The organism is Pseudomonas sp. AOB-7 (genome assembly GCF_003696305.1).
Lineage (GTDB): Bacteria > Pseudomonadota > Gammaproteobacteria > Pseudomonadales > Pseudomonadaceae > Aquipseudomonas.
The window spans coordinates 586,805-608,300 of the sequence record NZ_RFFK01000001.1; the positions used below are offsets into that span (position 1 = coordinate 586,805).

Below are 21,496 nucleotides of genomic sequence, written 5' to 3' on the forward strand. Positions count from 1 at the left end.
CTACCACAACAGTCGCCAGCAAGCTGGCTCCTACAGATCGCGAACTAGGCGCGCGCTGCACCCGCCGGGCTAAGCATCTCGATCTGGCGAACCTCGAAATCACGACGCAGGTAGTCCATGCGCTTCTCGTGGAATGCGCGCATATGCGGCAGCGCCGTGTGCTCGGCGAACGCCTCCGGCGACGCCCAGACCTCGTAGAAGATAAACAGCGTGGGGTCCTGCGCGTCGCGCAGCATGTGGTACTCGATGCAGCCGGGCTCGGCGCGGCTGGGCTCGACATGGGCGCGGAACAGGCGCTCGAAGGCCTCGGCCTGCTCCGGTCTGGTGTGGGCGTGAAGGATAAAGGCGTGCATGCAAGACCTCCTGCAAAAGCGTTGTTTGCCGCACTCTAACGCAGTATAAATCCGGGCATTCGTGCCTTTCACTCAACAATCATTTGCCTGACCCACTCTGTTTCCCGCGCGGGTGCGCCGCTAACCTGCCGCCATTCTTTTGCGGAGACAGCCATGAAAAACATCCTTCTGCTCGACGGCGGCAAGCAGTTCGCCCATTCCAACGGCCAGTACAACGCCACCCTGCACGAGGCCGCCGCGGCCTTCCTCGACCGCGCCGGGTTCGATATCAAGACCACCTTCATCGATGGCGGCTACGACGTCGCGCAAGAGGTGGAGAAATTCCTCTGGGCCGACGTGGTGATCTACCAGATGCCCGGCTGGTGGATGGGCGCGCCCTGGACGGTGAAGAAGTACCTCGACGAGGTGTTCACCGCCGGCCACGGCAGCCTCTACGCCAACGACGGCCGCACCCGCTCCGACGCCTCGCAGAAGTACGGCAGCGGCGGCCTGGTGCAGGGCAAGCAGTACCTGCTGTCGCTGACCTGGAACGCCCCGCAGCAGGCCTTCGACGACCCCAGCGACTTCTTCGAAGGCAAGGGCGTGGACGCGGTGTACTTCCCCTTCCACAAGGCCAACCAGTTCCTCGGCATGACTGCCCTGCCGACCTTCCTCAGCACCGACGTGATGAAGCAGCCGGATATCGAGCGCGACGTGGCCCGCTACCAGCAGCATCTGGCCGAGGTGTTCGGCGTCCACTGAGCCCCGGCTCAGCGCCCGCCGAACAGCGCCGTCCAGTAGATCCCCGCGTCGCTCTGCGGGTCGCTGGCGTAGGCCGCGCCGAGGTCCTGGTACTGCGGGTGCATCAGGTTGGCGCAGTGCCCGGGGCTGGCGAGCCAGCCCTCGACCACCTTGGCCGGCGTATCCAGCGCCGCGGCGATGTTCTCGCCAATCTGGCCGCCGGCATAACCGGCCAGTTCGGCGCGGTCGCCGGGGGTGCGGCCGTCGCGGCCCTGGTGGGCGAAGAAGTTGCCGTTGGCCATGGCCCGGCTGTGCGCTTCGGCGGCGCTGCCCAGCTCGGCGTTCCAGGCCAGCGGCGCGGCGGCGACGAAGCTTTGGCCGCCGCACTGGCGCGCCTGGGCACGGGCGGCGTTGATCTGTTCCAACAGCTTCTGCCCCTCGGCCTGCCAATCGCCCAGGCGGCCGCTGAGCAGCGGTCGCGCCAGGACGATGCGCCAGTCGCGCTCGGCGCGGCTGACGCCGATGTCGACGAACTGCGGGTCGAGCAGCACCCGGCAGAAACTTTCCGCCAGCGCCTGCATCGCCGCCTGCGCATCGCGCGGGCCGGACAGGCTGATGGCCTGCACGTTGACCAGCGGATAGCCCGCCGCACTCAAGGCCTGCTGCAGATCACCGGTGCCGGCCGCCGGCAGCAGCAGACGCGCATCGCTGGCCAGCGGCGGCAACGGCTCGGAGGCGTGCACGCCGCAGCGCTGCACCTCGCCGCGATAGGCGTTGATCGCCTCGACCAGCGCACCCTCCTCGGCCGCCTGCGCCGCCGCGGCGAACAGGCCCAGTGCCAGAACCAGTGCAGAAAGGGACAAGCGCATGGAACTCTCCTTAACAAGCCGACGGCACAGATGATGCGCGATTACCGCCGTCCAGGCCTACCCCCCGGCGGCGGCGCAGCGCGCTTATCGGCCGCCCCATTACCCTGCGCCGCCAGGGGGCGTATGGTGATAGTCCCATCCCTCACGGAGGAACCGCCATGTTCAAGGTAACCCGCAACGGCGACCAGCGCCTCGATGTGGACTTCGCCGGCAAACTGGACAGCGACGCCATGCGCGCCGCCCTCGACGAGCTGACCCAGGCCGCCGAAGGTATCGAGCACGGGCGCATGCTCTATCGCATCGGCAACTTCGAGTGGCCGACCCTGGGCGCGGTGGGCGTCGAGCTGGCGCGCATCCCGCAGCTGCTGCGCTTTATCCGCCAGTTCGACCGCGTGGCGGTGGTGGCCGATCAGCAGTGGCTGCGTACCGCCAGCCAAATGGAAGGCGCGCTGATTCCCGGCCTGACGATCAAGGCATTCGACTCGATCCGCGAGGCGGAAGCCGAGGCCTGGCTGCAGCAGTGAAGGCATCGCGCTGCCGGAGGCGATCCGGCAGCGCGGGCCGCGGCGGCATCAGCCGAGCTGGTCGACCATCACCGCGTTGCTGTAGACCAGGCTGCCGTCGCTGGCGCGGTGGCCGACCAGGTGGAACTGGCCGCGACGGTCTTCGCCACTGAGGTAGACCCGCCACTGGCAATCGGACAGCGGGCCGCATTCGGCCGGGGTGACCAGCTCCATCGCCGCCATGTCGGCATCGACCATCATGTCCTTGCCGCCGCTCTTTTGCAGCTCTTCCTCGGCGCGTTCCAGGCGTAGGTGATCGGCCTCGCTGACGCGGAAGTGAAAGGTGCCGATGGGCGTGGATTTCTGCTCACCGTTGCCCTTACGCCAGCCTTCGATGGTCAAGGTATTCATATCCGGACCTCCTGAAAGTGGGTGCCACAAGCCCGCCGCCCGCGGCTAGGCCATTGGACAACAGTTTAGTCGACAGGCTGCAGACACAGGACAGGCGGCAGCGGCGTTTGCTTGGCCGGTCGATTCGGTTAGGCTCTGCCCCTCAATCAAACGGAGGTATTCCCATGGCCCGCGCCACTGCCCGTCACATCCTGGTTGCCAGCGAAGACAAGTGCAACGAACTGAAAACCGCCATCGAAGGCGGCGCCGACTTCGCCCAGCTGGCGAAGGACAACTCCACCTGCCCGTCCGGCCGCAACGGCGGCGACCTGGGCTCCTTCGGCCCGGGCCAGATGGTCAAGGAGTTCGACACCGTGGTGTTCAGCGCGCCGGTCGGCGTGGTCCAGGGCCCGGTGAAGACCCAGTTCGGCTACCACCTGCTGGAAGTCACCAGCCGCCAGGACTGATCCGCGCGGCGCTGGCGTCGGCCCCCGGCCGACGCCGTCACTCCAGCCCCGCCGCCCCCTGCGCCCGCCACAGGCGCAGCCGCTCCAGCAGCTTGCCGCCCCACACATTGATCAGCAGCCCACCCATCACCAGCGCCACGCCGACCAGTTGCAGCGCGCCCAGGCGTTCGCCCAGCAGCAGCGCCGCGCAACCGATGCCCACCACCGGCACCAGCAGCGAGAACGGCGCCACCTGGCTGGCCGGGTAGCGCGACAGCAGGCGACTCCACAGGCCATAGCCGAGAATGGTCGCGGCGAACGCCAGGTAGGCCAGCACCAGCAGCGCCTCCACCCCGAAGCCGCGCAGCGCGCTTTCGATCGCCGCCGGCCCTTCCAGCCACAGCGACAGCCCCAGAAAAGGCAGCGGCGGCACCAGGCTGCCCCAGACCACCAGGCCGACCAGGTTCACCCGGCCCAGCTTGCGCGTGACGATATTGCCCAGCGCCCACATCGCGGCGGCGCCAATGGTCAGGGCGAAGCCTGCCAGGGTCATCGCCTGGCCGCCCTGCAGGCCGATCAACGCCAGCCCGGCGGCTGCCACCAGCAGGCCCAGCAGGTTGCTCGCGCGCAGGCGCTCGCCCAGCAGCAGCGCGGCGAAGAACAGGGTAAAGAAGGCCTGCGACTGCAGCACCAGCGAGGCCAGCCCGGCCGGCATGCCCACATGCATGGCGTAGAACAGGCAGGCGAACTGGCCCAGCGAGATGGTCAGGCCGTAGGCCAGCAGCCAGCGCAGCGGCACCTGTGGCCGGCGCACGAAGAGAATCGCGGGAAAGGCGGCGAGCAGGAAACGCAGCGCGCCGAGTAGCATCGGCGGCATCTCGTGCAGGCCGAGCTTGATCACCACGAAGTTCAGGCCCCAGACGACTATCACCAGCAGCGCCAGCAGCAGATCTTTGGGCGACATGGGGCAATCCTCGCGGTCAGGGAGCGGCCATTAGAACAAGCACATAGCCTGCGCGGCAGACACAGTGAGCGCGGAAAAACGCCACACAGTGCGCTGATCGCCCGTCCTGTGCCGCTGGCCGTTCTGCCGCGCCGCGCCCTTTGCTACCCTGCGCCCTCCTTCGCCGCGGCCGCTGCCATGAGCCTGTCCGACTTCCTCCTGTTCGCCCTGCCGGCGATCTTCCTCACCGGGCTGTCCAAGGGCGGCTTCGGCGGCGCCCTGGGCGGCATCGCCGTGCCGCTGCTGGCGCTGGCCACCTCGCCCAAGCAGGCGGTGGCGATCATGCTGCCGATCCTCTGCCTGGCCGACGTGGTGGGGCTGAAGGCCTACTGGGGCAAGTGGGACGCGGCCAACCTCAGGGTGATGCTGCCCGGCGCGCTGATCGGCATCGTCATCGGTGCGCTGACCTTCGAGCTGTTCGACGAGCGCAGCATCGGCCTGCTGATCGGGGTGATCGCGGTGGGCTTCGTCGCCCTCGGCCTGCTCGCCGGCAACCAGGCGCCGCGGCCGCTGCACAAGGGCCGCGGCACCCTGCTGTCGAGCCTGGCCGGCTTCACCAGCTTCGTCGCCCATGCCGGCGGGCCGCCGGTGATGATGCACCTGCTGCCGCAACAGCTGGACAAGCTGCGTTTCGTCGCCACCATCAACCTGTTCTTCCTGCTGACCAACGCGGCCAAGCTGCTGCCCTACGCCGCCCTGGGCCAGTTCAGCCGGGACAACCTGCTGCTGAGCCTGATGCTCGCGCCCATAGTGCCGCTCGGCGTGTGGAGCGGCCTGTGGCTGCAGTCGCGGGTCAACCACCAGTGGTTCTACCGCATCGCCCGGCTGGGCATCCTGCTGGCCGGCGTGCAGCTGATCTGGCGCAATCTGTAGCCCTCATCGCCCCTGCAGGAGCGACCTCAGCCGCGACGCTGGCGGCGCTGCGGGGGATTCGGTCCGCAGGAGCTACAGCCCGAGGATCTCGCGCAACTCGCGCGCCGTCGGCATCCGCGCCGAGATGCCGCTGGCGAAGTCGAAGCGCTTGGCCGTGGCCAGCGGCCCGACTATCACCGGATCGAAACCGGCATCGGTCACCAGGCGCGCCGCCACCTCCAGCGCCGCCTCGTCATCGCCGGCCAGCGGGATGGCCAGTTTCTCGCCGCTGCGATGGGCCTGGTTGCGCAGGTTGTGGGCGGAAATGGCGTTGAACGCGCGCACCAGGCGCACGCCGGGCAGAAAGCGCTGCGAGGCCAGGCCGGCGCCCAGCTCGCGGGCCTCCTCGGCCATCGGCCCGTCGCGTTCCGGGCGCGGATTGCCGGCATCCAGCAGCACCTTGCCGGCCAGTTCGCCGGCAAGGTCGCGGCCGATCTGCGGCGTGGCGGCGTAGGGCACCGCCAGCAGTATCACCTGGCCGAACTCGGCCGCCTCGCGCGGGGTGCCGACCCGGGCGCGCTCGCCCAGCTCCAGGGCCAGCGGCTGCAGACGCTAGGGATGACGCGAGGACATCATCACCTCGTGCCCCGCCTCGACCCACAGCCGCGCCAGCGCGCCGCCGATATTACCGGTGCCGATGATGCCGATGCGCAAGGCGTCCGCGTGCGCCAGCGCCGGGGCGCCGCCCAGCAGCACCAGCAGGCCCAGCGCGGTGGCGAAACGATGCAGGAAAAGGGACATGGCGACCTCCTCGAACGCGTCACGGCGACACAGGCCAAGCATAGAGAAGCCGCACGCGACGACCGTCGCCGATTCGCAACAGGGTGTTGCCCGCCAGCTATGCTTGAAAGGCGATAACGCATGACAGCCGGCTGCAGGGGCCGAGGAGGTGGTAGTGACCCGAATGCATTTACCCAGTCAATGACCAACTTCCCGGAGACACGACCATGAGCAAGAGCATGGATTCCCACAAAGAAGGCAAGAAGAAGCCGCTGAAAACGGCACACGAGAAACGCATGGCCAAACGCGAGAAGAAACACGGCCAGACCCTGCTCGGCAGCCACTCGCCCAACGCCTGAGCCCCAGCCTGCCGGCGCAGAACCGCTGCGCCGGCGCTTCCCCCGCCGCCAACGCCATCCGGGAAATTGCGCGTGCCGCCGGCGCCGCAAGGCACTAGAATCCGCAGCCTAACCGATCGTCCGGCCGCCCCGCGCCGCGACGCCGTCTCACCTATCGGCCAGGAGACCCCAGATGGGCGCCCAGTGGAAAGCCAAACCCAAAGAAGCCGCCGCCAATGCCCGAGGCAAGATCTTCGGCAAGCTGGTGAAGGAAATCATGATCGCCGCGCGTAACGGCGCCGACCCGGACACCAACGCCAAGCTGCGCCTGGCCGTGCATCAGGCGAAGAAGGCCTCGATGCCCAAGGACACCCTGGAGCGCGCGATCAAGAAAGGCGCCGGCCTGTCCGGCGAGGTGATCAACTACGAGCGCACCCTCTACGAAGGCTTCGCCCCGCATCAGGTGCCGCTGATCGTCGAGTGCCTGACCGACAACGTCAACCGCACCGTGGCCGAGATCCGCGTGCTGTTTCGCAAGGGCCAGCTCGGCGCCTCCGGCTCGGTGAGCTGGGACTTCGACCACGTCGGCCTGATCGAGGCCAGCACCGAAGACGGCGCCGACCCGGAACTGGCCGCCATCGAAGCCGGCGCCCAGGACTTCGTTCCCGATGACGAGGGCGCGACCCTGTTCATCACCGAGCCGACCGACCTCGACGCCGTGTGCAAGGCGCTGCCGGAGCAGGGCTTCACCGTCAACTCGGCCAAGCTCGGCTACCGCCCGAAGAACCCGGTGAGCAGCCTGACGCCGGAGCAGCTGGAAGAAGTCGAAGCCTTCCTCGAAGCCATCGACGGCCACGACGACGTGCAGAATGTCTACGTCGGCCTGGCCGGCTGATTCCGCTCGCTTAAGCACTTTGCCCCCTCACCCACTGATGGGCGAGGGGACAGAGGTCTCACCTGCTCGACACTCGCGACACCCGCCATGAACACCACCCTGCATATCGCCGCCGCCTGCCTGTTCGACCAACGGGGCCGCCTGTTGCTGGTGCGCAAGCGCAACACCCGGTTCTTCATGCTGCCGGGCGGCAAGCGCGAAGCCGGCGAGGATGCCCTGGCCGCCCTGCGCCGCGAACTGCATGAAGAGTTGGAACTGCAGCTGGACTACGCGGCGCTGCACCCGCTCGGCCGATTCCAGGCAAGCGCCGCCAACGAGGCCGATACCTGGCTGCAGGCGGAGATCTTCCACGCCGCCCTGCCCCACGCGGTACAACCGGCGGCCGAGCTGGAGGAACTGCGCTGGTACGCCGCCGGCCAGCCCTTCGACGGCGAGCTGGCGCCGCTGCTGCGCGAGCAGGTGCTGCCCGCCCTGGCCGCGCGCCTTTGTTGATCCACGGCAACGCGCGGCCACGCGGCCACGCGCTAGGCTGCGCCGATAACCAGAACCCTTAGTTTTGCGTGCAAACCCACAGCAACCCGAGGTTTGCCATGAGTATCAGCTCCGCCCAGATCTGCCAGGCCGCCGACCAGCTGCAGGGCTTCGTCGGCTTCAACGCCAAGACCGGCCAGTACCTGCTGCGTTTCTCCGAGGACAGCTTCGGCCTCGACGTGCCGGCCGAGACCATCACCCCGACCTGCGAATACGTCTGGCACGCCGAGGCAGACGGCCTGATGCGCCTGGATCGCCAGAGCCTGGCCTGGCTGCAGGAGCAGCGCATCGACGAGCGGGTCAACCTCGGCGAGGCGCTGCGCCTCTACCTGCGGCGCAGCGACCTGCCGGAGATCCGCGCCGAACGCCGGCGCCTGGCGCCGGCCTGAGGCACGCGCGCCAACCCGGGCGGCGTACCACCGATGCCAAGGGTGTCCCCTTCGGCTCAGCCCAGCAGCTGCATCGACGCGGCGCCGAGGCCGGCGCCGATCAGCAGCAGCAAGGCGCCGCCCAGCCATAGCCTGCTGGCGCTGGCCGCTGGCGCCGCGGTGGCGGGCGCCGTCCTGGCCTGAGCGGCGCGCAGCGGATTGGCCGCCGCCGGCGCGGCCTTGGCGCTGGCGCGCGCCACCTGCGGTACCGGCGCGATCTGCGTGGCACCGCCAGCGGCCTTGGCGGCCAACGCCGGCGGCAGGTCGGCCACGCGCATGAACTGGGTGGCATCCTCGTCCGGCGTCTCGCTCAGGCTGACCTTCGGCCCGATCACCAAGAGGCTCACCGAGCCCATCTTCAACTGGTCGCCCGGCTGCAGCACGGCGGTTCTGACCTTCTGCTGGTTGACCGTCACGCCGTTGGCCGAAGCCAGGTCCTTGACCTCCAGCACGTCGTCCTTGAGGAAGAACTCGCAGTGCCGGCGCGACAGCTCCGGGTCGCCGAAGCACAGCTCGCACTTGCTCGAGCGGCCGAAGGTCATCGAGCCGTGGATATGGAACTTGCGCCCCTGGTGCTCGCCCTGGATCACCTGGAGGAACCAGCGCGGCGCGGCGACCTCGGGACGCGCCGCGCTCTTCGCCGGGTCGACCAGCAGCAGCTCGACGCCGCCCAGACGCACGCGGTCGCCGTCGCGCAGCTGAAAGCGCGTGCCGATGCGCTGGTCGTTGACGTAGGTCGCGCCCTGGCTGGCATCGCTGAGGTAGTAGTAACCGTGATCCTGGCGAATCTCGGCATGAAAGCTGGCGATCCCGGCATCGCCGAGCACCAGCTGGTTACGGCTGTCCTGGCCGATGGTCAGGCGTTCTTCGGTCAGCCAGACCGGCGCTTGGCGGTTATCCAGGAACTGCAATCTGAGCATCTCGGGCGCCTCGGATCAGTCGAAAAGGTTGTTCAGCAAACGTTCGATCGGATTCTGCTGGGCTGGCGGCGCGCTGCGCGGCCGGCTCGCCGCCTGGCTGCTGCGCACGCGCTGCTGGTGGCCGTCGTAGAGCGCCAGCAGGCGTTCGTTGTCGGGTTCGGCCTCCAGCCCCTGCTTGATCTGCTCCAGCGCCAGGTTGTACTCGCGCCGCGCATAGGCCGCCTCGCTCTGCTCGATGAAGCGCTGCGCCACGCGGTTGATCCCGGCCTGCGCCAGCAGGTTGTCCGGCTCCCAGCCAAGCACCTGGCGGAAGTAGTGCACCGCGCTGTCGTCCTCGGGCAGGATCAGCAGGCCCTCCCCCAGGCGCTGCTCGGCCAGTTCCAGGTACTGCTGGATGCGCGCCTGCAACACCCGCTGCAGGCCGTCGGCGGCCTGGGCGTTATCGGCATCCAGGGCCAGCGCCTGGCGGAAATAGTAGTCGGCGTTGTCCTGCGCCGGGGCGAGCAGCTGGCCTTCGCTCAGGCGCGTTTCGCCGAGGGCGAGCAGCCCGGCGAGGCGCTGCTGCAGCTGCCAGTAGTAGCCGCCGGCGCTGCCGGCGCCGAGCAGCAGCACACCGAGCAGGGCCCAGGGCAGCCAGCGACGCTTGGCCCTGCGCGGCGCCGGCCCGAGCGCCGGGCTCAGGCGGGTGTGATCCTGCTCGGCGTCCTGCAGTTCGTCGAGGCTGGCCAGCAGCACGTGGCAATCGGCGAAGCGATCCTCCGGGTCCTTGGCCAGCATGCGCTCGAGCAGCCACTGCCACTCGCCCAGCGGCTCGGGCAGGGGCGGCGGTTGCAGCTGCAACTGGTTCATCAGGGTCTGGGTGTAGTTGGCGCCGCGAAAGGGGTTATGCCCGGTCAGCATCTCCAGCAGGATCACGCCGAGGCTGTAGATGTCGCTGCGCGCATCCAGCGCCTGGCACTGCGCCTGTTCCGGGCTGCTGTAGGCCGGGCTGCCGACGGCGATGCCGGACTGGGTCAGCTCGCTGTCCAGCTGCAGCTGCTTGGCCACGCCGAAGTCGGTGAGCACCGCGGTGCCGTCGTCGCGAAACAGGATGTTGCCGGGCTTGATATCGCGGTGCACCAGGCCGCGGTCGTGCACCAGCGCCAGGGCGCTGGCGATCTGCCGGACGATGCGCAGGGCGCGCGCCGGCTCCAGGCGCTGGCCCTTGTACTGGGCCAGGTCGCCGCCGGCCAGGTATTCCATGGCGAGAAAGTGACGACCGTCGGCCAGCTGGTCGATGCGGTAGATGGTGATGATCGACGGATGCTGCAGGGAGGCGACGATATGGCCTTCCTGGATGAAGCGCTGGGTGAAGGCCTGGTCCTCGCGGTGCAGCAGCACCTTGAGCGCCACCTGGCGCTGCAGCGCCTGCTCGGTGGCCAGGTAGACCTCGGCCATGCCGCCCTTGCCCAGGCGGCCGTGGATGCTGTAACCGGGTACGCTGATCGGAGGCTGACTCATGCGGCTGGACTGGCGCTCAGGATTGACGGGGTTTGAACAGTTTGCGCAGCAGGCCGCGGGGCGGCGCCTCGCGCGGTTCGGCAGCCGGGGCGAGGCCCAGGACGATGCAGCTGATATTGTCCCTGCCGCCATGGCTATTGGCCAGCCCCACCAGTTGCTCGACCATCGCCTCCAGGGTCTCGGCCTCGGCGCAGCAGCGCTGGATCGCCGCGTCGTCCAGCTCGCCGGTGAGGCCGTCGCTGCACAGCAGCAGCAGTTCGTCGGGTGCCAGCCGGGCGTGCAGCAGGCCGACCTCCGGCGCCTGCTCGCCTTGACCCAGGCACTGCAGGATCAGGTTACGCCGCGGGTGCTGGCGCGCCTCCTCGGCGCTCATCTGGCCGGCGTCGACCATGGCCTGCACCCAGCTGTGATCGTGGCTGAGCTGCTCGATCCGCTCGGCGCCGATGCGATAGGCGCGGCTGTCGCCGACCCAGGCCAGTTCGAATCCATCGCCCGCCAGGCGCACCGCCACCAGGGTGCTGCCCATGCTCGCCTCCCCGGCGCCCGGCCCCGCCGCGTCGGCAATCGCCCGGTGCGCGGCGTGCACCGCCGCGGCCAGCTCGGCGCCCTGCTGCAACGCCTCGATCAGGCCCTGCAGCGCCAGGGCGCTGGCCACCTCGCCGCGCTCGTGGCCGCCCATGCCGTCGGCCAGCGCCCATAAACCGAGCTCGGGGCGACAGGCCAGGGCGTCCTCGTTGTGCGTGCGCACCTGGCCGGCGACGCTTTGCGCGGCGAATACCACGGATGGAGGCGATGACTGGGACACGCGCAGATCCTTGAACTGATGGCGGGCGGCCCATGATGCGGCGGCGCTGGCGAACTGTCACCGGCCAGCCGGTTGCAAATGCGCAGCGGTTAACCAAACCGGCCTCAAGCGCCGGAGCGACTCGTCGGCCTGGCGCAAATGCTGGCACTTTGCTCAGGATCTACCCTTGCCATAAGCGGTCAAAGCTCTGCATGCTTGCTACATAACAACGACAAGAACGCTTATGGCCATCAAGACTGCCCGCTTGCTCAAGCGCCTGCGCGAAGATTTCCAGCTGTCGATCATCACCCTGATGGGCCTGTTCGGCGTCCTGGGCATCTCACCCTACGCCGTGTACCGCCTGCTGCACGGCAACTACCTCGTGGGCATAGCCGACACCATCATCGTGCTCTCCACCCTGTTCGCCGTGTTCTACGCCTGGCGCACCCGCGACACGGTCAAACCGGGCATCTACCTGGCCACGGTGTTCTCCATCGGCGCCACGCTGATCGCCATCAACCTGGGGGTCAACGGCCTGTTCTGGATCTACCCGCTGATCCTCTTCAACTTCTTCATGGTCACCCCCCGCAAGGCCCTGCTGGCCACCGCCCTGGTGCTCGCCTGCCTGGTGGCGCACGCCCTGCTGGTGCCCGGCAGCGTGTTCGACAGCCACTACCAGATGGTCTCCTTCCTGGTCACCGGGATGATGGCCAGCGTGCTCAGCTTCATCTTCGCCGTCCGCACCCGCACCCAGCGCGACCAGTTGCAACTGCTGGCCATCCACGACCCGCTGACCGGCGCGCGCAACCGCCGGGCGATGAACGAGGAACTGAAGATCGCCATGTCCAGCCACCGCCGCCACAGCGACAGCTTCGGCCTGCTGGTGATGGACCTGGACCACTTCAAGCAGATCAACGACCGCTTCGGCCACCACATCGGCGACCAGGTGCTGGTGGCCTTCGTCGAACTGGTCAAGCGCTGTTCGCGCAAGGAAGACCGCCTGTTCCGCTTCGGCGGCGAGGAATTTCTCCTGCTGCTGCCCAACACCGAACTCGACGGCCTGCATGCCGCCGCCCAGCATCTGCTGAAGCGCGTCGAGAGTGAACTGGAAAGCCCCGGCGGGCCGGTGACGGTGTCCATCGGCGGCGCCATCCTGCGCAGCGGCGAACATTGGGAAAGCTGGCTGCAACGCGCCGACGAGTGCCTCTATCAAGCCAAGAGCGGCGGCCGCAACCGCGTGGTCATCGACCGCAACGAACCCGCACCACAAGGGACCGCCGCCCACCACGCCGCGGAGCGCCGGCGCTGACGCCACGCCCGCCCGCCCGGCAAGGCCGACCGCGCTCAGCGGCTGCGCTGCTGCTGGTAACTGCCGCTGCCGGGTTGCAGTTCCAGACGCAAACCGCCGGGATACTCGATGCTCTGCCGAATGCCGCCGCGTACCTCGCTGGCATGGCTGCCGTAGCGGCTCTCCTCGCGCAGCGGCGCCTGTGGCAGACGCTGGCCGCCATAGAGATCGTACTGCTGAAAATGCGCCGAACCAGACACACTGCCGCTGGCGCCGGGGCTGACATAGCTCTTGGGAATCACCCGGATCGGCTGCGTGACATCGGCCCAGGAAGGCAAGGCCCATGCACAGAGCAGGATCGGCAGCAGCAGTCGGAGCAACATGGGCACCTCACAGGCAGAACCAAGGTTCCCGGCATTCTACGCCCGAAAACGCCAAGGGCCTGCATCGCTGCACGCCCTTGGGTTGGATGGTGCCGGAGACAGGAGTCGAACCTGCGACCTTCGCATTACGAATGCGCTGCTCTACCAACTGAGCTACACCGGCGGAAGACGGCGGCATTATGCGAGTTGGCGCGGCGCGACTCAAGCCGCTGGCGGCTCAGCTGTCGAGCAGTTCGATGCGGTCGTCGTGGATGCGGATCAGGCCCTGCTTGTACAGGCCGCCGATGGCCTTCTTGAAGTTGCCCTTGCTGACGCGAAAATGTTCGGCGATCAGCTCGGGCGGGCTCTTGTCGCCCAGCGCCAGGCTGCCGCCCTGGGCGCGCAGGCGTTCGAGAATCTGCTCGCCGAGGCCGCTGGCCGCCTCGCGCCCCACCGGCTGCAGGCTCAGGCTGATCTTGCCGTCGGCACGCACTTCCTTGATATAGCCCTTCTCGCGCATGCCGTTGCGCACGAACTTGAACAGTTCATTCTTGTGGATCAGGCCCCAGTGCTGGCCGTTGATGATGGCCTTGAAGCCCAGGTCGCTGCGCTCGACCACCAGCAGATCGACCTCCTGGCCCACCTGGTAATTGGCCGGGGTCTTGTCCAGATAACGGTCCAGACGCGCGGTGGCGGTGAGGCGGCGGGTGCGCTTGTCCAGGTAGAGGTAGACCACGCAGTAATCGCCGAGCTGCAGCGGACGCTTCTCCTCGGAGTGCGGCAACAGCAGGTCCTTGGCCAGGCCCCAGTCGAGGAACAGGCCGATGCGGTTGATATCCACCACCTTGAGGCTGGCGAACTCGCCGAGCTGGATCTTCGGTTTCAGGGTGGTGGAGATCAGCTTGTCTTCGCTGTCGAGGTAGAGGAACACGTTGAGCCAGTCGTCCACCTCGCTCGGCGCGCCCTTGGGGATGTAGCGCTTGGGCAGGAGGATTTCGCCGTCCGCACCGCCGTCCAGGTACAGACCGAAGTCGGTGTGCTTGACCACCTGCAAAGAATTCATCCGCCCGATTAAGGCCATCGCGTTCCACCTCGCCAAAACAGCCGGCCATTCTACCCGAGTTCGGCTGTGCCAGGGTTGCTCGCGCGGTTAATCGACAGCCGGTCGAGAAGTGCTTTAAGTGCCTTGAAAACAAGCGATTAGCCGGCATCCAGGGCCTCGACGAGCGGCCCCGCCAGAGCGGTCCCAGACGATTAGGCGAGCAGGCGGCGCCCCGATCAGGCACAATGGCCGACCGCCCATCGTCGAGAGATAAGGTCATGGCCACCCTGCGCGTCAAGTCGTCCACCAGCAAAGTCAGCAAGCCGGCCCCTGCCGTGGAAACCCGCGAGTCCATCGAGGCCCAGGTGGCGGCCTTCCTCCAGGGCGGCGGCGAGATCCAGCAGATCGCCAAGGGCGTCAGCGGCCAGACCTACGGCGGCACCCGGCAGATCACCATCAGCAAGAAGTAATGCCCGCGGGTGCGCAGCGCGCACCCGGCATCCCCCTCCCCCGCGTTACTCGCGCGCCAACCCCAGGCGCAGCAGTCGTCCGTCGCTCGCATCCGTCAGCACGTAGAGAAAGCCGTCCGGCCCCTGGCGCACGTCGCGAATGCGCGCCTTGAGCGGTTGCAGCAGACGCTCCTCGTGCACCACTTTGTCGCCGTCGAGCTGCAGGCGGATCAACGCCTGGCCGGCCAGCGCGCCGATGAACAGGTTGTGCCGCCAGGCCGGGAAACGCTCGGCGTCGTAGAAGGCCATGCCGCTGATGGCCGGCGATTTTTCCCAGACGTGGTGCGGCGGCTCGGTGCCGGCGACGGCCTCGCCCTTGGCCTCGGGAATCGGCAGCAGCGAGTAGTTGATGCCGTGAGTCGCCAGCGGCCAGCCGTAGTTCTTGCCCGCCTCGGGGATGTTGATCTCGTCGCCGCCGCGCGGGCCGTGCTCGTGGCTCCACAGGCGGCCGCTCCAGGGGTTGAGCGCCGCGCCCTGCTGGTTGCGGTGGCCGTAGGACCAGATTTCCGCACGGGCGCCGGCCCGGCCGACGAAGGGATTGTCCGCCGGAATGCGCCCGTCGGGATGGATACGCACCAGCTTGCCCTGCAGCTTGTCCAGCGCCTGCGCGGTGGGGCGCTGGTTGTTGTCGCCGAGGGCGATGAACAGGTGGCCGTCGCGGTCGAACACCAGGCGCGAGCCGAAGTGCGTGCCGCTGGACAGCTTGGGCTGCTGGCGGAAGATCACCTCGAAGCCCTCCAGCGCCGTGGCATCGGCGGACAAACGGCCGCGTCCGACCGCCGTGCCGGCCGCACCGTCACCGGCCTCGGCGTAGGACAGGTAGACCAGACGGTCGGCGGCGAAATCCGGCGACAGCACCACGTCGAGCAAACCGCCCTGGCCCACCGCGAACACCTCGGGCACGCCGCCCAGCGGCGCCGACAAGGCGCCGTCCGGAGCGATCCGGCGCAGGCGCCCGGGGCGCTCGGTCACCAGGTAACCCTGGCCATCCGGCAGGAAAGCCAGGCCCCAGGGGTTGGCCAGCCCCTCGGCAACGGTCTCGATCTGCAGCTGCCCCAGCTCGCTGGGCAGTTGGCGGGACTCGGCCAGGCTCGCCTGGCTGCTCAGCAGCACTGCCAGGCCAAGGCTGGCAAGCAGGTGTGGACGCAACATCGGGGCTCCTCCATGCGAGTCGCGGAACGAGTCCGCATAGTGCTACAGCGGTAGGGTCGAGACAGCCCCGCAAAAGGTTTCGCCAGGTTTCAGTCGCTCAGGTAGCGACGCTCGATCAGCTGATAAGCACCGCTCGCGCGCAACTGCAACTGGCGCAGGCCCTGGTCGAAGCGCTGGCACTGCGCCTCCAGGCGAAAGCCGACCCGGTAGGCGGTGGGGGGAAACAGCGGGTACCAGGCCAGCGGCTGGCTGACGTCGACCTGCTCGGCCACCTCGCGATTGAAATGCTGGATGATCCGCGGATCGCCGATCACCACCTCGACCCGGCCGCTGTAGAGCAGGCGGTTGCGGTTGATCTGCAGGGCCTCCTCGCGGTAACGCGGATTGCCCTCGGCCATGCGTTGGAACTCCGCGCCCAGCAGTAGGCGGGCGCGCTGGAAGGCGCTGACCGAGTAGCCGCCCAGGTCGGCGATGCGTTCGATGCGGTAGCCGCGCGCGGCCAGGGCGACGGCGGCGTTGTGGTAGTGGATATAGATGTCCGAGTAGAAGGCCTCGACGCCGCTGCGTTCGTTGGTGGTGGTGATGGCGTCGATCTCGCCGCGGCGCAGCATCAGGTGCAGGCGCTCCATGGGCGCGTAGTAGGCCGCCATGTCGAACCCCGCCAGGCGCGCGGCGCGGTCCACCAGCTCGTATTCCAGACCGCGCGGCTCGCCCTCGAACACGTAGGGCGGCTTGTGCGTGCCGAAACCGACGCGCAGCGTCTCGCCGCACGCCCCCGCGGCCAGCCACAGCAACAGCACGCCTACCCAGCATCTGTACATGCCACGTCCCTGACTCGAACGAGCCCTGAGCATAGACGGCGCCGGCCGCCCATCACCAGAGTGGATGCACGGCGATTCATTCCGCTTTGCCCGCGCGCGGCTAGACTGGCTCCACGCATTTCTGCGCCTGCCCCAGGAGAATCATCATGCTCAAAGCCCAATACCAGCAACGCGGCCCGGTGCCGCAGGACGTGATCGAAGCGGTCGAGCTGCAATTGCCGGCGCCGGCCGCCGGCCAGGTGCGGGTCAAGGTGCTGGCCGCGCCGATCAACCCCTCCGACGTGCTGACCCTGACCGGCGCCTACGGCATGCTGCCGCCGCTGCCGGCCATCGGCGGCAACGAGGGCGTCGGCCGGGTCGAAGCGCTCGGCGAGGGCGTCGGCAACCTCAAGGTCGGCCAGAACGTGCTGCTGCCGGTGGGCTGCGGTACCTGGGTCAGCGCCCTCAATGCGCCAGCCGACAAGCTGATCCCGCTGCCGGACGCCGACCCGCTGCAGCTGGCCATGCTCACCGTCAACCCGCCGACCGCCTCGCTGCTGCTCAGCGAGTTCGTCGACCTCAAGCCGGGCGACTGGGTGATCCAGAACGCCGCCAACTCCGGCGTCGGCAGCTACCTGATCCAGCTGGCCAAGCTGCGCGGCTTCAAGACCATCAACGTGGTGCGCCGCGAATCGGCGGTGGCCGGCGTCGAGGCCGAAGGCGGCGATCTGGTGCTGGTGGACGGCCCCGACCTGGCCAAGCGCGTGCGCGCGGCTACCGGCGGCGCCGACGTGCGCCTGGGCATCGATGCGGTGGGCGGCGCCAGCACCGACCATATCGCCGCGACCCTGTGCAACGGCGGCGTGCTGGTCAACTACGGCATGATGAGCGGCCAGCCGTGCCTGGTATCGCCGGCCTCCTTCGTGTTCCGCGACGTCACCCTGCGCGGCTTCTGGCTGGCCAAGTGGTTCCAGCAGGCCACGCCGGCCGAGCAGATGAAGGTGTTCGGCGAGCTGGTGCAGCTGATCGCCGGCGGCAAGCTGAAGACCCGCGTCGCCGCCACCTACGACCTGGCCCATATCAAGGACGCCGTGGCCGCGGCCGCCAGCGGCGAGCGCGACGGCAAGATCCTGCTGGTGCCCTGAGATGGGTGCGCATGGCGCACCCTCCCCCCGAAGCTCACACGGCGCCCCTACTCCCGTAGGGTGCGCCGCGCGCACCATCCCGCGATCAAGCCAAAGCAGCCCCAGCCAACCCCTCGCGCATGCGCAGCGCATCCTGCTGGAAACAGCGGGCGGCCTGCAGCAGCGCCAGCAGGGTGAGAAACAGCGCCACCGGAATCAGCAGCATGGCGTCGTGCAGGCCGACGGCCTTGAACGCCTCGCTTATCTCGCTGGCGCCGGCCGCGTGCATGGCCGCCTGGGCGTAGTGATCCGACAGCCAGCCCACCGCCAGTGGGCCGAGGCCGCCGCCGAGCAGGTACAGGCCGGCGAAGAACAGGGCCATGGCGGTGGCGCGCAGGCGCGGCTCGACCACGTCCTGGATCGCCGTGTAGACGCAGGTGTAGAAGTTGTAGGAGAACAGCCAGCCGAGGCTGAACACGCCGACGAACAGCGCCGTGTCGATGCGCCCGGCACTCAGCGCCCAGGCGGTGCAGAGGCAGGCCAGCAGCATGCTGAAAGCCGCGAACAGCAGACGGCCATTGGCCCAGCGCTGGTGCACCTTGTCCGCCAGCCAGCCGCCCAGGGTCAGGCCGAGCAGGCCGGTCAGCCCGACTATCACCCCGGTGGCCATTGCCGCATCCTGCAACTGCAGACCGAAGTAGCGCTGCAGCATCGGCACCATGAAGGAGTTGCAGGCGTAGGAGGCGAAGTTGAACGCCAGCCCGGCCAGCACCAGCCACCAGAAGGTACGGATCGCCAGCACCTTGCGCAGCGGCTTGTCCACCGGCGCGCTGCTGACCCGGGTGCTCTCCGCCGCACCGCGCGCCGGCTCGCGGATAAAGAACAGGAACAGGGCGAGGATCAGCCCCGGCACGGCGGCGATCAGAAAGGGCGCGCGCCAACTGTCGAAGGCCTGGACCATGGCGCCGATGGTGAAGAAGGCCAGCAGCAACCCCAGCGGCAGGCCGAGCATGAAGATGCCCATGGCTCGCGCGCGCTTGTGCGCCGGGAACAGGTCGCCGATCAGCGAGTTGGCCGCCGGCGCGTAGCTGGCCTCGCCGATGCCGACGCCCATGCGGATCAGCAGGAAGCTCCAGAAATTCCAGGCCATGCCGTTCAGCGCGGTCAGCCCGCTCCAGGCGGCCAGGCCCCAGCCCATGATCTTGCGCCGGGCGCCGGTGTCGGCCATGCGCCCCAGCGGCACCCCGGCCAGGGCGTAGACGATGGTGAAGGCGGTGCCGATCAGCCCCAGCTGCAGGTCGCTGAGGCCCCATTCCAGGCGAATCGGCTCGATGATGATGGCGGGGATGGTGCGGTCGAAGAAGTTGAACAGGTTGGCGAGGAATAGCAGGAACAGGATGCGCCAGGCGTTGGACGCTTGCTGGTTGGGCTGCATGGCAATCTCTCTTGTTGTTGTCCACGTCGGGCCTACCGCGGTGGCGCCTACCTTGGCAGCACCGGCCGAACCTTGGGTGAGGGGCAATCTAGAGGCTTTGCCGCGGCTTGTCTGCGACTATTCGCTGGATTTATGCACATCGATGGGGCGTTGACGCCAAAAAATCGTCCATATCCAGCTGGAATAATGCGAAGCGCTTTATTCCGTGCTAGAACCATGGTGCTGGCCAATTCATGGCCAATGGCCAATACCCCACCGACTCGCCGGACTGTCACCGATGAAAACCAAGAAAGACGCCGTTGCCGCCGCCAAGGAAGCCACCCTGGCCGATCTCGCCGACACCCTGCTGGTGCCGCCCGCTCCGCTCGCGCTGCCGGTGCACGGCGATACCGGCGAGCAGTACCTGTATTTCACCGAGCGCGACATCGAGCGCATCCTCGATAACCTCGACGGCCTGCGCAACCTGGTCTTCCCCCTGGGCGAGCCACTGGACGAGGGCGAGTCGAGCCGCATCCAGCAGTTCCCCTCGGTGTGTCTGATCGGCCTCGGCCGCTGCGGCTCGAACATCGCCCTGGACGTCGCCTCGCTGGTGTACAACGCCCGCCAGTTCTACCTGGAGGAGTTCCACAGCGAGGCCACCGCTGCTGCCGAGCAGGCCTCGCGGCCCAGCCGCTGGATTCGCAGCAACCTGCTGCGCGCCCCACACAAGAGCAGCAAGCCGGTGTTCCTGATCGAGCCGCTGGTGATGCTCGGCGACCTGGACAAGGACATCGAGGGCCGCATCCGCTTCTCGCGCAAGGGCGAGATGAGCGGCTTTCTCGACGACTACAGCAAGATGAAGATCATGGACCTGTCCGAGGTGCATGCCGGTGGCGCCGGCAACGCGCCGATCCTCGGCCAGTACCTGGCCAAGATCATCCTCAACAAGGACACCCAGCGCTTCTCCAACGAAGACTGGAAATTCATCCACAGCTACCTGATCGACTCCTGCGGGATCAAGGCCAACCAGTCGCGCCTGTACTTCTATATCTTCAGCGCCGGCGGCGGCACCGGCTCGGGCATGGCCTCGGAGTTCGGCCTGGCGCAGCAGTTCGCCTACATGAGCAAGACCTTCGACAGCAAGGCCAACGTGGACGACGAGGCGCAGCGCGACCACGGTTTCGTCTTCGAGCCGATCTTCACCAGTGGCATCTGCATCCTGCCGAACATCTCCGACCAGCGCAGCGAGATGTCCGAAGCCCTGCACATCAACGCCGGGCGCCTGCTGTGCAAGTACCTGGCCGAGGAATGGGACTTCTCCTACAACTTCGACAACGAGCAGAGCAGCGCCGAGAGCGTGATGCGCCGCATCCGCCCGTGGAACGCGATGATGCTGATCTCCAACGACATCATGCGCTACGCCGAGGAGAGCGGCGACGGCAGCATCCACAACATCGACGTGACCGCCATGGAGCGCCACGCCAACCAGTACATCTCGCAGCAGATCTTCAACATCCTCACCGCCCAGGCGGTCACCGGCGACTACGACCAGAACTACTTCCGGCGCGCCGGCATCGACATCGGCGAGACCATCCGCCTCGACGCCAACGACCTGTTCATGAGCCTGGCCGGACCGGTGGCGGTGGCCTACGCCGAATCCGTGGTGCCCGAACAGCCGGCGCAGCTCTCGGAGAAATTCCGCGTGCTGGACAAGGAGCAGCACGCGCCGCGGCTGAACATCGACGACCTGTTCTTCCGCTCCATCGACCTGCCGCACTTCAACAAGGTGACCCAGGCCATCGAGGGCATCAGCCTGCTGCCGATCGAGTCCAAGCGTTATCGCCAGGCCCTGGAGCAGTACAAGGCCAGCGGCTACGACGCGACGCAGCTGAGCGAGCTGCACTTCTTCAAGAACTGCTCCTCGGTGGTGTCCATCGTCTCCCTGCCCAAGGACTACAAGCTGTCCTACATGGACCTGAACCGGCTCAAGACCCACCTCAACAACCTCTTCCCCAACACCACGCTCAAGCGCTATGCCCTGGTGATCGGCGCCTCGGCCAACCTGTCGCTGACCACCCTGATCGTCAAGAGCCCGTGCCTGTCGGACGACTTCCTGACCCTGATCGTCGCCTACATCAAGCGCTGCTTCGCCCGCGACCAGTACCGCTTCGACGACAGCCTGGACGACGCCATGCTCGATTTCATCGTCGCCGAGCACTTCGACGAGGCCAAGCTCGATGCCATGCTCAACGAGCACGAGGACCCGGCGAAGATCCTCGACACCAACTGGTACGCGATCAAACCGATGTACGAGAAGAAGTACCGCGAGCTGATCCACGACGCCGACAAGTTCGTCTCGATCAACGACATCCGCCTGAGCCGCGGCAGCGTCAAGCAGGCGATCAAGTACCTGCGCGAGATCTACCGCCACCGCATCGGCAAGACTCGGGTGATCTCGCTCAACGATTACGGTAAAAGCGACTGACTTGGCAC

The 21,496-nt window shown here is 67.7% G+C and carries 23 protein-coding genes, 1 tRNA gene and 1 pseudogene; 11 read left to right on the forward strand and 14 right to left on the reverse strand.

The window, feature by feature from the left end; all coding sequences use genetic code 11:
- Positions 1-44: 44 nt before the first annotated feature.
- Positions 45-353: a putative quinol monooxygenase gene (locus tag EA796_RS02770; protein WP_122107446.1), complete on the reverse strand. Its 309-nt coding sequence runs from the start codon at positions 351-353 to the stop codon at positions 45-47.
- A 153-nt stretch (positions 354-506) separates the two neighbouring features.
- Between EA796_RS02770 and EA796_RS02775 the strand changes: the two genes are divergently transcribed.
- Positions 507-1,094 carry an NAD(P)H-dependent oxidoreductase gene (locus EA796_RS02775; protein ID WP_021444528.1) on the forward strand — a complete coding sequence of 196 codons (588 nt, stop codon included), beginning with the start codon at positions 507-509 and terminating at the stop codon, positions 1,092-1,094.
- A gap of 8 nt (positions 1,095-1,102) precedes the next feature.
- Here the strand turns inward: EA796_RS02775 and EA796_RS02780 are convergent, their stop codons facing one another.
- Positions 1,103-1,942, reverse strand: a complete 840-nt coding sequence (locus EA796_RS02780) for a CAP domain-containing protein (protein ID WP_122107447.1) — start codon at positions 1,940-1,942, stop codon at positions 1,103-1,105.
- A 158-nt stretch (positions 1,943-2,100) separates the two neighbouring features.
- On the opposite strand from EA796_RS02780, the gene EA796_RS02785 reads away from it, so the two are divergent.
- Positions 2,101-2,466, forward strand: coding sequence for an STAS/SEC14 domain-containing protein (locus EA796_RS02785; protein WP_021445079.1), 366 nt, complete (start codon positions 2,101-2,103; stop codon positions 2,464-2,466).
- A gap of 48 nt (positions 2,467-2,514) precedes the next feature.
- Here the strand turns inward: EA796_RS02785 and EA796_RS02790 are convergent, their stop codons facing one another.
- The gene (locus tag EA796_RS02790) at positions 2,515-2,856 is read right to left on the reverse strand and encodes a hypothetical protein (RefSeq protein ID WP_021445078.1); all 342 of its coding nucleotides are present in this window, start codon (positions 2,854-2,856) and stop codon (positions 2,515-2,517) included.
- Between the two features lie 164 nt (positions 2,857-3,020).
- On the opposite strand from EA796_RS02790, the gene EA796_RS02795 reads away from it, so the two are divergent.
- Positions 3,021-3,302, forward strand: a complete 282-nt coding sequence (locus EA796_RS02795; RefSeq protein ID WP_021445077.1) for a peptidylprolyl isomerase — start codon at positions 3,021-3,023, stop codon at positions 3,300-3,302.
- Positions 3,303-3,339: 37 nt separating this feature from the next.
- On the opposite strand, the gene EA796_RS02800 is transcribed toward EA796_RS02795, so the two are convergent.
- Positions 3,340-4,245, reverse strand: coding sequence for an EamA family transporter (locus tag EA796_RS02800; protein WP_122107448.1), 906 nt, complete (start codon positions 4,243-4,245; stop codon positions 3,340-3,342).
- Between the two features lie 177 nt (positions 4,246-4,422).
- Here EA796_RS02800 and EA796_RS02805 point away from each other — a divergent pair, with 177 nt between their 5' ends.
- The gene (locus EA796_RS02805; RefSeq protein ID WP_122107669.1) at positions 4,423-5,157 is read left to right on the forward strand and encodes a sulfite exporter TauE/SafE family protein; all 735 of its coding nucleotides are present in this window, start codon (positions 4,423-4,425) and stop codon (positions 5,155-5,157) included.
- Between the two features lie 72 nt (positions 5,158-5,229).
- Here the strand turns inward: EA796_RS02805 and EA796_RS02810 are convergent.
- Positions 5,230-5,979: pseudogene (locus EA796_RS02810) on the reverse strand (NADPH-dependent F420 reductase).
- 468 nt (positions 5,980-6,447) lie between these two features.
- Between EA796_RS02810 and EA796_RS02815 the strand changes: the two are divergent.
- The 3 genes from EA796_RS02815 (at position 6,448) to EA796_RS02825 (ending at position 8,069) form a co-directional block, all read left to right on the forward strand.
- The gene (locus EA796_RS02815; RefSeq protein WP_122107449.1) at positions 6,448-7,149 is read left to right on the forward strand and encodes a YebC/PmpR family DNA-binding transcriptional regulator; all 702 of its coding nucleotides are present in this window, start codon (positions 6,448-6,450) and stop codon (positions 7,147-7,149) included.
- An 87-nt stretch (positions 7,150-7,236) separates the two neighbouring features.
- Positions 7,237-7,641 (forward strand): NUDIX domain-containing protein, encoded by a 405-nt coding sequence (locus EA796_RS02820; RefSeq protein WP_122107450.1) that lies wholly within the window; start codon positions 7,237-7,239, stop codon positions 7,639-7,641.
- A 98-nt stretch (positions 7,642-7,739) separates the two neighbouring features.
- Positions 7,740-8,069: a DUF2025 family protein gene (locus tag EA796_RS02825; RefSeq protein ID WP_122107451.1), complete on the forward strand. Its 330-nt coding sequence runs from the start codon at positions 7,740-7,742 to the stop codon at positions 8,067-8,069.
- A 56-nt stretch (positions 8,070-8,125) separates the two neighbouring features.
- Here the strand turns inward: EA796_RS02825 and EA796_RS02830 are convergent, their stop codons facing one another.
- From EA796_RS02830 to EA796_RS02840, 3 genes are read right to left on the reverse strand one after another with little or no spacing between them, the layout of a single operon-like run.
- Positions 8,126-9,028: an FHA domain-containing protein gene (locus EA796_RS02830; protein ID WP_122107452.1), complete on the reverse strand. Its 903-nt coding sequence runs from the start codon at positions 9,026-9,028 to the stop codon at positions 8,126-8,128.
- Positions 9,029-9,043: 15 nt separating this feature from the next.
- Entirely contained in the window at positions 9,044-10,528 is a 1,485-nt protein-coding gene (locus EA796_RS02835; protein WP_122107453.1) for a serine/threonine-protein kinase, read from the reverse strand.
- Between the two features lie 16 nt (positions 10,529-10,544).
- Positions 10,545-11,333: a PP2C family serine/threonine-protein phosphatase gene (locus tag EA796_RS02840; RefSeq protein WP_122107454.1), complete on the reverse strand. Its 789-nt coding sequence runs from the start codon at positions 11,331-11,333 to the stop codon at positions 10,545-10,547.
- A gap of 223 nt (positions 11,334-11,556) precedes the next feature.
- Between EA796_RS02840 and EA796_RS02845 the strand changes: the two genes are divergently transcribed.
- The gene (locus tag EA796_RS02845; RefSeq protein ID WP_122107455.1) at positions 11,557-12,621 is read left to right on the forward strand and encodes a diguanylate cyclase; all 1,065 of its coding nucleotides are present in this window, start codon (positions 11,557-11,559) and stop codon (positions 12,619-12,621) included.
- Between the two features lie 35 nt (positions 12,622-12,656).
- On the opposite strand, the gene EA796_RS02850 is transcribed toward EA796_RS02845, so the two are convergent.
- The 3 genes from EA796_RS02850 to EA796_RS02860 form a co-directional block, all read right to left on the reverse strand.
- Positions 12,657-12,983, reverse strand: a complete 327-nt coding sequence (locus tag EA796_RS02850; RefSeq protein ID WP_122107456.1) for a hypothetical protein — start codon at positions 12,981-12,983, stop codon at positions 12,657-12,659.
- Positions 12,984-13,070: 87 nt separating this feature from the next.
- Positions 13,071-13,146 (reverse strand) — tRNA-Thr (locus tag EA796_RS02855).
- Positions 13,147-13,200: 54 nt separating this feature from the next.
- Positions 13,201-14,043: a S1 RNA-binding domain-containing protein gene (locus EA796_RS02860; protein WP_122107457.1), complete on the reverse strand. Its 843-nt coding sequence runs from the start codon at positions 14,041-14,043 to the stop codon at positions 13,201-13,203.
- A gap of 239 nt (positions 14,044-14,282) precedes the next feature.
- On the opposite strand from EA796_RS02860, the gene EA796_RS02865 reads away from it, so the two are divergent.
- Complete coding sequence (locus tag EA796_RS02865) at positions 14,283-14,474, forward strand: hypothetical protein (protein WP_021441765.1); 192 nt, start codon at positions 14,283-14,285, stop codon at positions 14,472-14,474.
- Between the two features lie 45 nt (positions 14,475-14,519).
- Here the strand turns inward: EA796_RS02865 and EA796_RS02870 are convergent, their stop codons facing one another.
- On the reverse strand, positions 14,520-15,665 hold the full coding sequence (locus EA796_RS02870) for a PQQ-dependent sugar dehydrogenase (RefSeq protein WP_122107458.1): 1,146 nt from the start codon (positions 15,663-15,665) through the stop codon (positions 14,520-14,522).
- Positions 15,666-15,754: 89 nt separating this feature from the next.
- Positions 15,755-16,486, reverse strand: coding sequence for an ABC transporter substrate-binding protein (locus EA796_RS02875; protein WP_122107459.1), 732 nt, complete (start codon positions 16,484-16,486; stop codon positions 15,755-15,757).
- A 146-nt stretch (positions 16,487-16,632) separates the two neighbouring features.
- Between EA796_RS02875 and EA796_RS02880 the strand changes: the two genes are divergently transcribed.
- A complete protein-coding gene (locus tag EA796_RS02880) occupies positions 16,633-17,610 on the forward strand; it encodes a zinc-dependent alcohol dehydrogenase family protein (protein WP_122107460.1) in 978 nt (325 codons plus the stop codon).
- A gap of 85 nt (positions 17,611-17,695) precedes the next feature.
- Here the strand turns inward: EA796_RS02880 and EA796_RS02885 are convergent, their stop codons facing one another.
- Positions 17,696-19,024, reverse strand: coding sequence for an MFS transporter (locus EA796_RS02885; RefSeq protein ID WP_122107461.1), 1,329 nt, complete (start codon positions 19,022-19,024; stop codon positions 17,696-17,698).
- Between the two features lie 277 nt (positions 19,025-19,301).
- Here EA796_RS02885 and EA796_RS02890 point away from each other — a divergent pair, with 277 nt between their 5' ends.
- Positions 19,302-21,488, forward strand: coding sequence for a hypothetical protein (locus EA796_RS02890; protein WP_122107462.1), 2,187 nt, complete (start codon positions 19,302-19,304; stop codon positions 21,486-21,488).
- Positions 21,489-21,496: the final 8 nt, after the last annotated feature.

Bases quoted from the DNA above. Each gene is read 5' to 3' on its own strand.
- EA796_RS02815 (WP_122107449.1), top strand. From the start codon at position 6,448: ATGGGCGCCCAGTGGAAAGCCAAACCCAAAGAAGCCGCCGCCAATGCC.
- EA796_RS02805 (WP_122107669.1), top strand. From the start codon at position 4,423: ATGAGCCTGTCCGACTTCCTCCTGTTCGCCCTGCCGGCGATCTTCCTC.
- EA796_RS02890 (WP_122107462.1), top strand. From the start codon at position 19,302: ATGAAAACCAAGAAAGACGCCGTTGCCGCCGCCAAGGAAGCCACCCTG.
- EA796_RS02780 (WP_122107447.1), bottom strand. From the start codon at position 1,942: ATGCGCTTGTCCCTTTCTGCACTGGTTCTGGCACTGGGCCTGTTCGCC.
- EA796_RS02885 (WP_122107461.1), bottom strand. From the start codon at position 19,024: ATGCAGCCCAACCAGCAAGCGTCCAACGCCTGGCGCATCCTGTTCCTG.
- EA796_RS02775 (WP_021444528.1), top strand. From the start codon at position 507: ATGAAAAACATCCTTCTGCTCGACGGCGGCAAGCAGTTCGCCCATTCC.
- EA796_RS02880 (WP_122107460.1), top strand. From the start codon at position 16,633: ATGCTCAAAGCCCAATACCAGCAACGCGGCCCGGTGCCGCAGGACGTG.
- EA796_RS02820 (WP_122107450.1), top strand. From the start codon at position 7,237: ATGAACACCACCCTGCATATCGCCGCCGCCTGCCTGTTCGACCAACGG.
- EA796_RS02830 (WP_122107452.1), bottom strand. From the start codon at position 9,028: ATGCTCAGATTGCAGTTCCTGGATAACCGCCAAGCGCCGGTCTGGCTG.
- EA796_RS02870 (WP_122107458.1), bottom strand. From the start codon at position 15,665: ATGTTGCGTCCACACCTGCTTGCCAGCCTTGGCCTGGCAGTGCTGCTG.
- EA796_RS02845 (WP_122107455.1), top strand. From the start codon at position 11,557: ATGGCCATCAAGACTGCCCGCTTGCTCAAGCGCCTGCGCGAAGATTTC.
- EA796_RS02800 (WP_122107448.1), bottom strand. From the start codon at position 4,245: ATGTCGCCCAAAGATCTGCTGCTGGCGCTGCTGGTGATAGTCGTCTGG.
- EA796_RS02835 (WP_122107453.1), bottom strand. From the start codon at position 10,528: ATGAGTCAGCCTCCGATCAGCGTACCCGGTTACAGCATCCACGGCCGC.
- EA796_RS02860 (WP_122107457.1), bottom strand. From the start codon at position 14,043: ATGGCCTTAATCGGGCGGATGAATTCTTTGCAGGTGGTCAAGCACACC.
- EA796_RS02790 (WP_021445078.1), bottom strand. From the start codon at position 2,856: ATGAATACCTTGACCATCGAAGGCTGGCGTAAGGGCAACGGTGAGCAG.
- EA796_RS02865 (WP_021441765.1), top strand. From the start codon at position 14,283: ATGGCCACCCTGCGCGTCAAGTCGTCCACCAGCAAAGTCAGCAAGCCG.
- EA796_RS02770 (WP_122107446.1), bottom strand. From the start codon at position 353: ATGCACGCCTTTATCCTTCACGCCCACACCAGACCGGAGCAGGCCGAG.
- EA796_RS02875 (WP_122107459.1), bottom strand. From the start codon at position 16,486: ATGTACAGATGCTGGGTAGGCGTGCTGTTGCTGTGGCTGGCCGCGGGG.
- EA796_RS02795 (WP_021445077.1), top strand. From the start codon at position 3,021: ATGGCCCGCGCCACTGCCCGTCACATCCTGGTTGCCAGCGAAGACAAG.
- EA796_RS02825 (WP_122107451.1), top strand. From the start codon at position 7,740: ATGAGTATCAGCTCCGCCCAGATCTGCCAGGCCGCCGACCAGCTGCAG.
- EA796_RS02850 (WP_122107456.1), bottom strand. From the start codon at position 12,983: ATGTTGCTCCGACTGCTGCTGCCGATCCTGCTCTGTGCATGGGCCTTG.
- EA796_RS02785 (WP_021445079.1), top strand. From the start codon at position 2,101: ATGTTCAAGGTAACCCGCAACGGCGACCAGCGCCTCGATGTGGACTTC.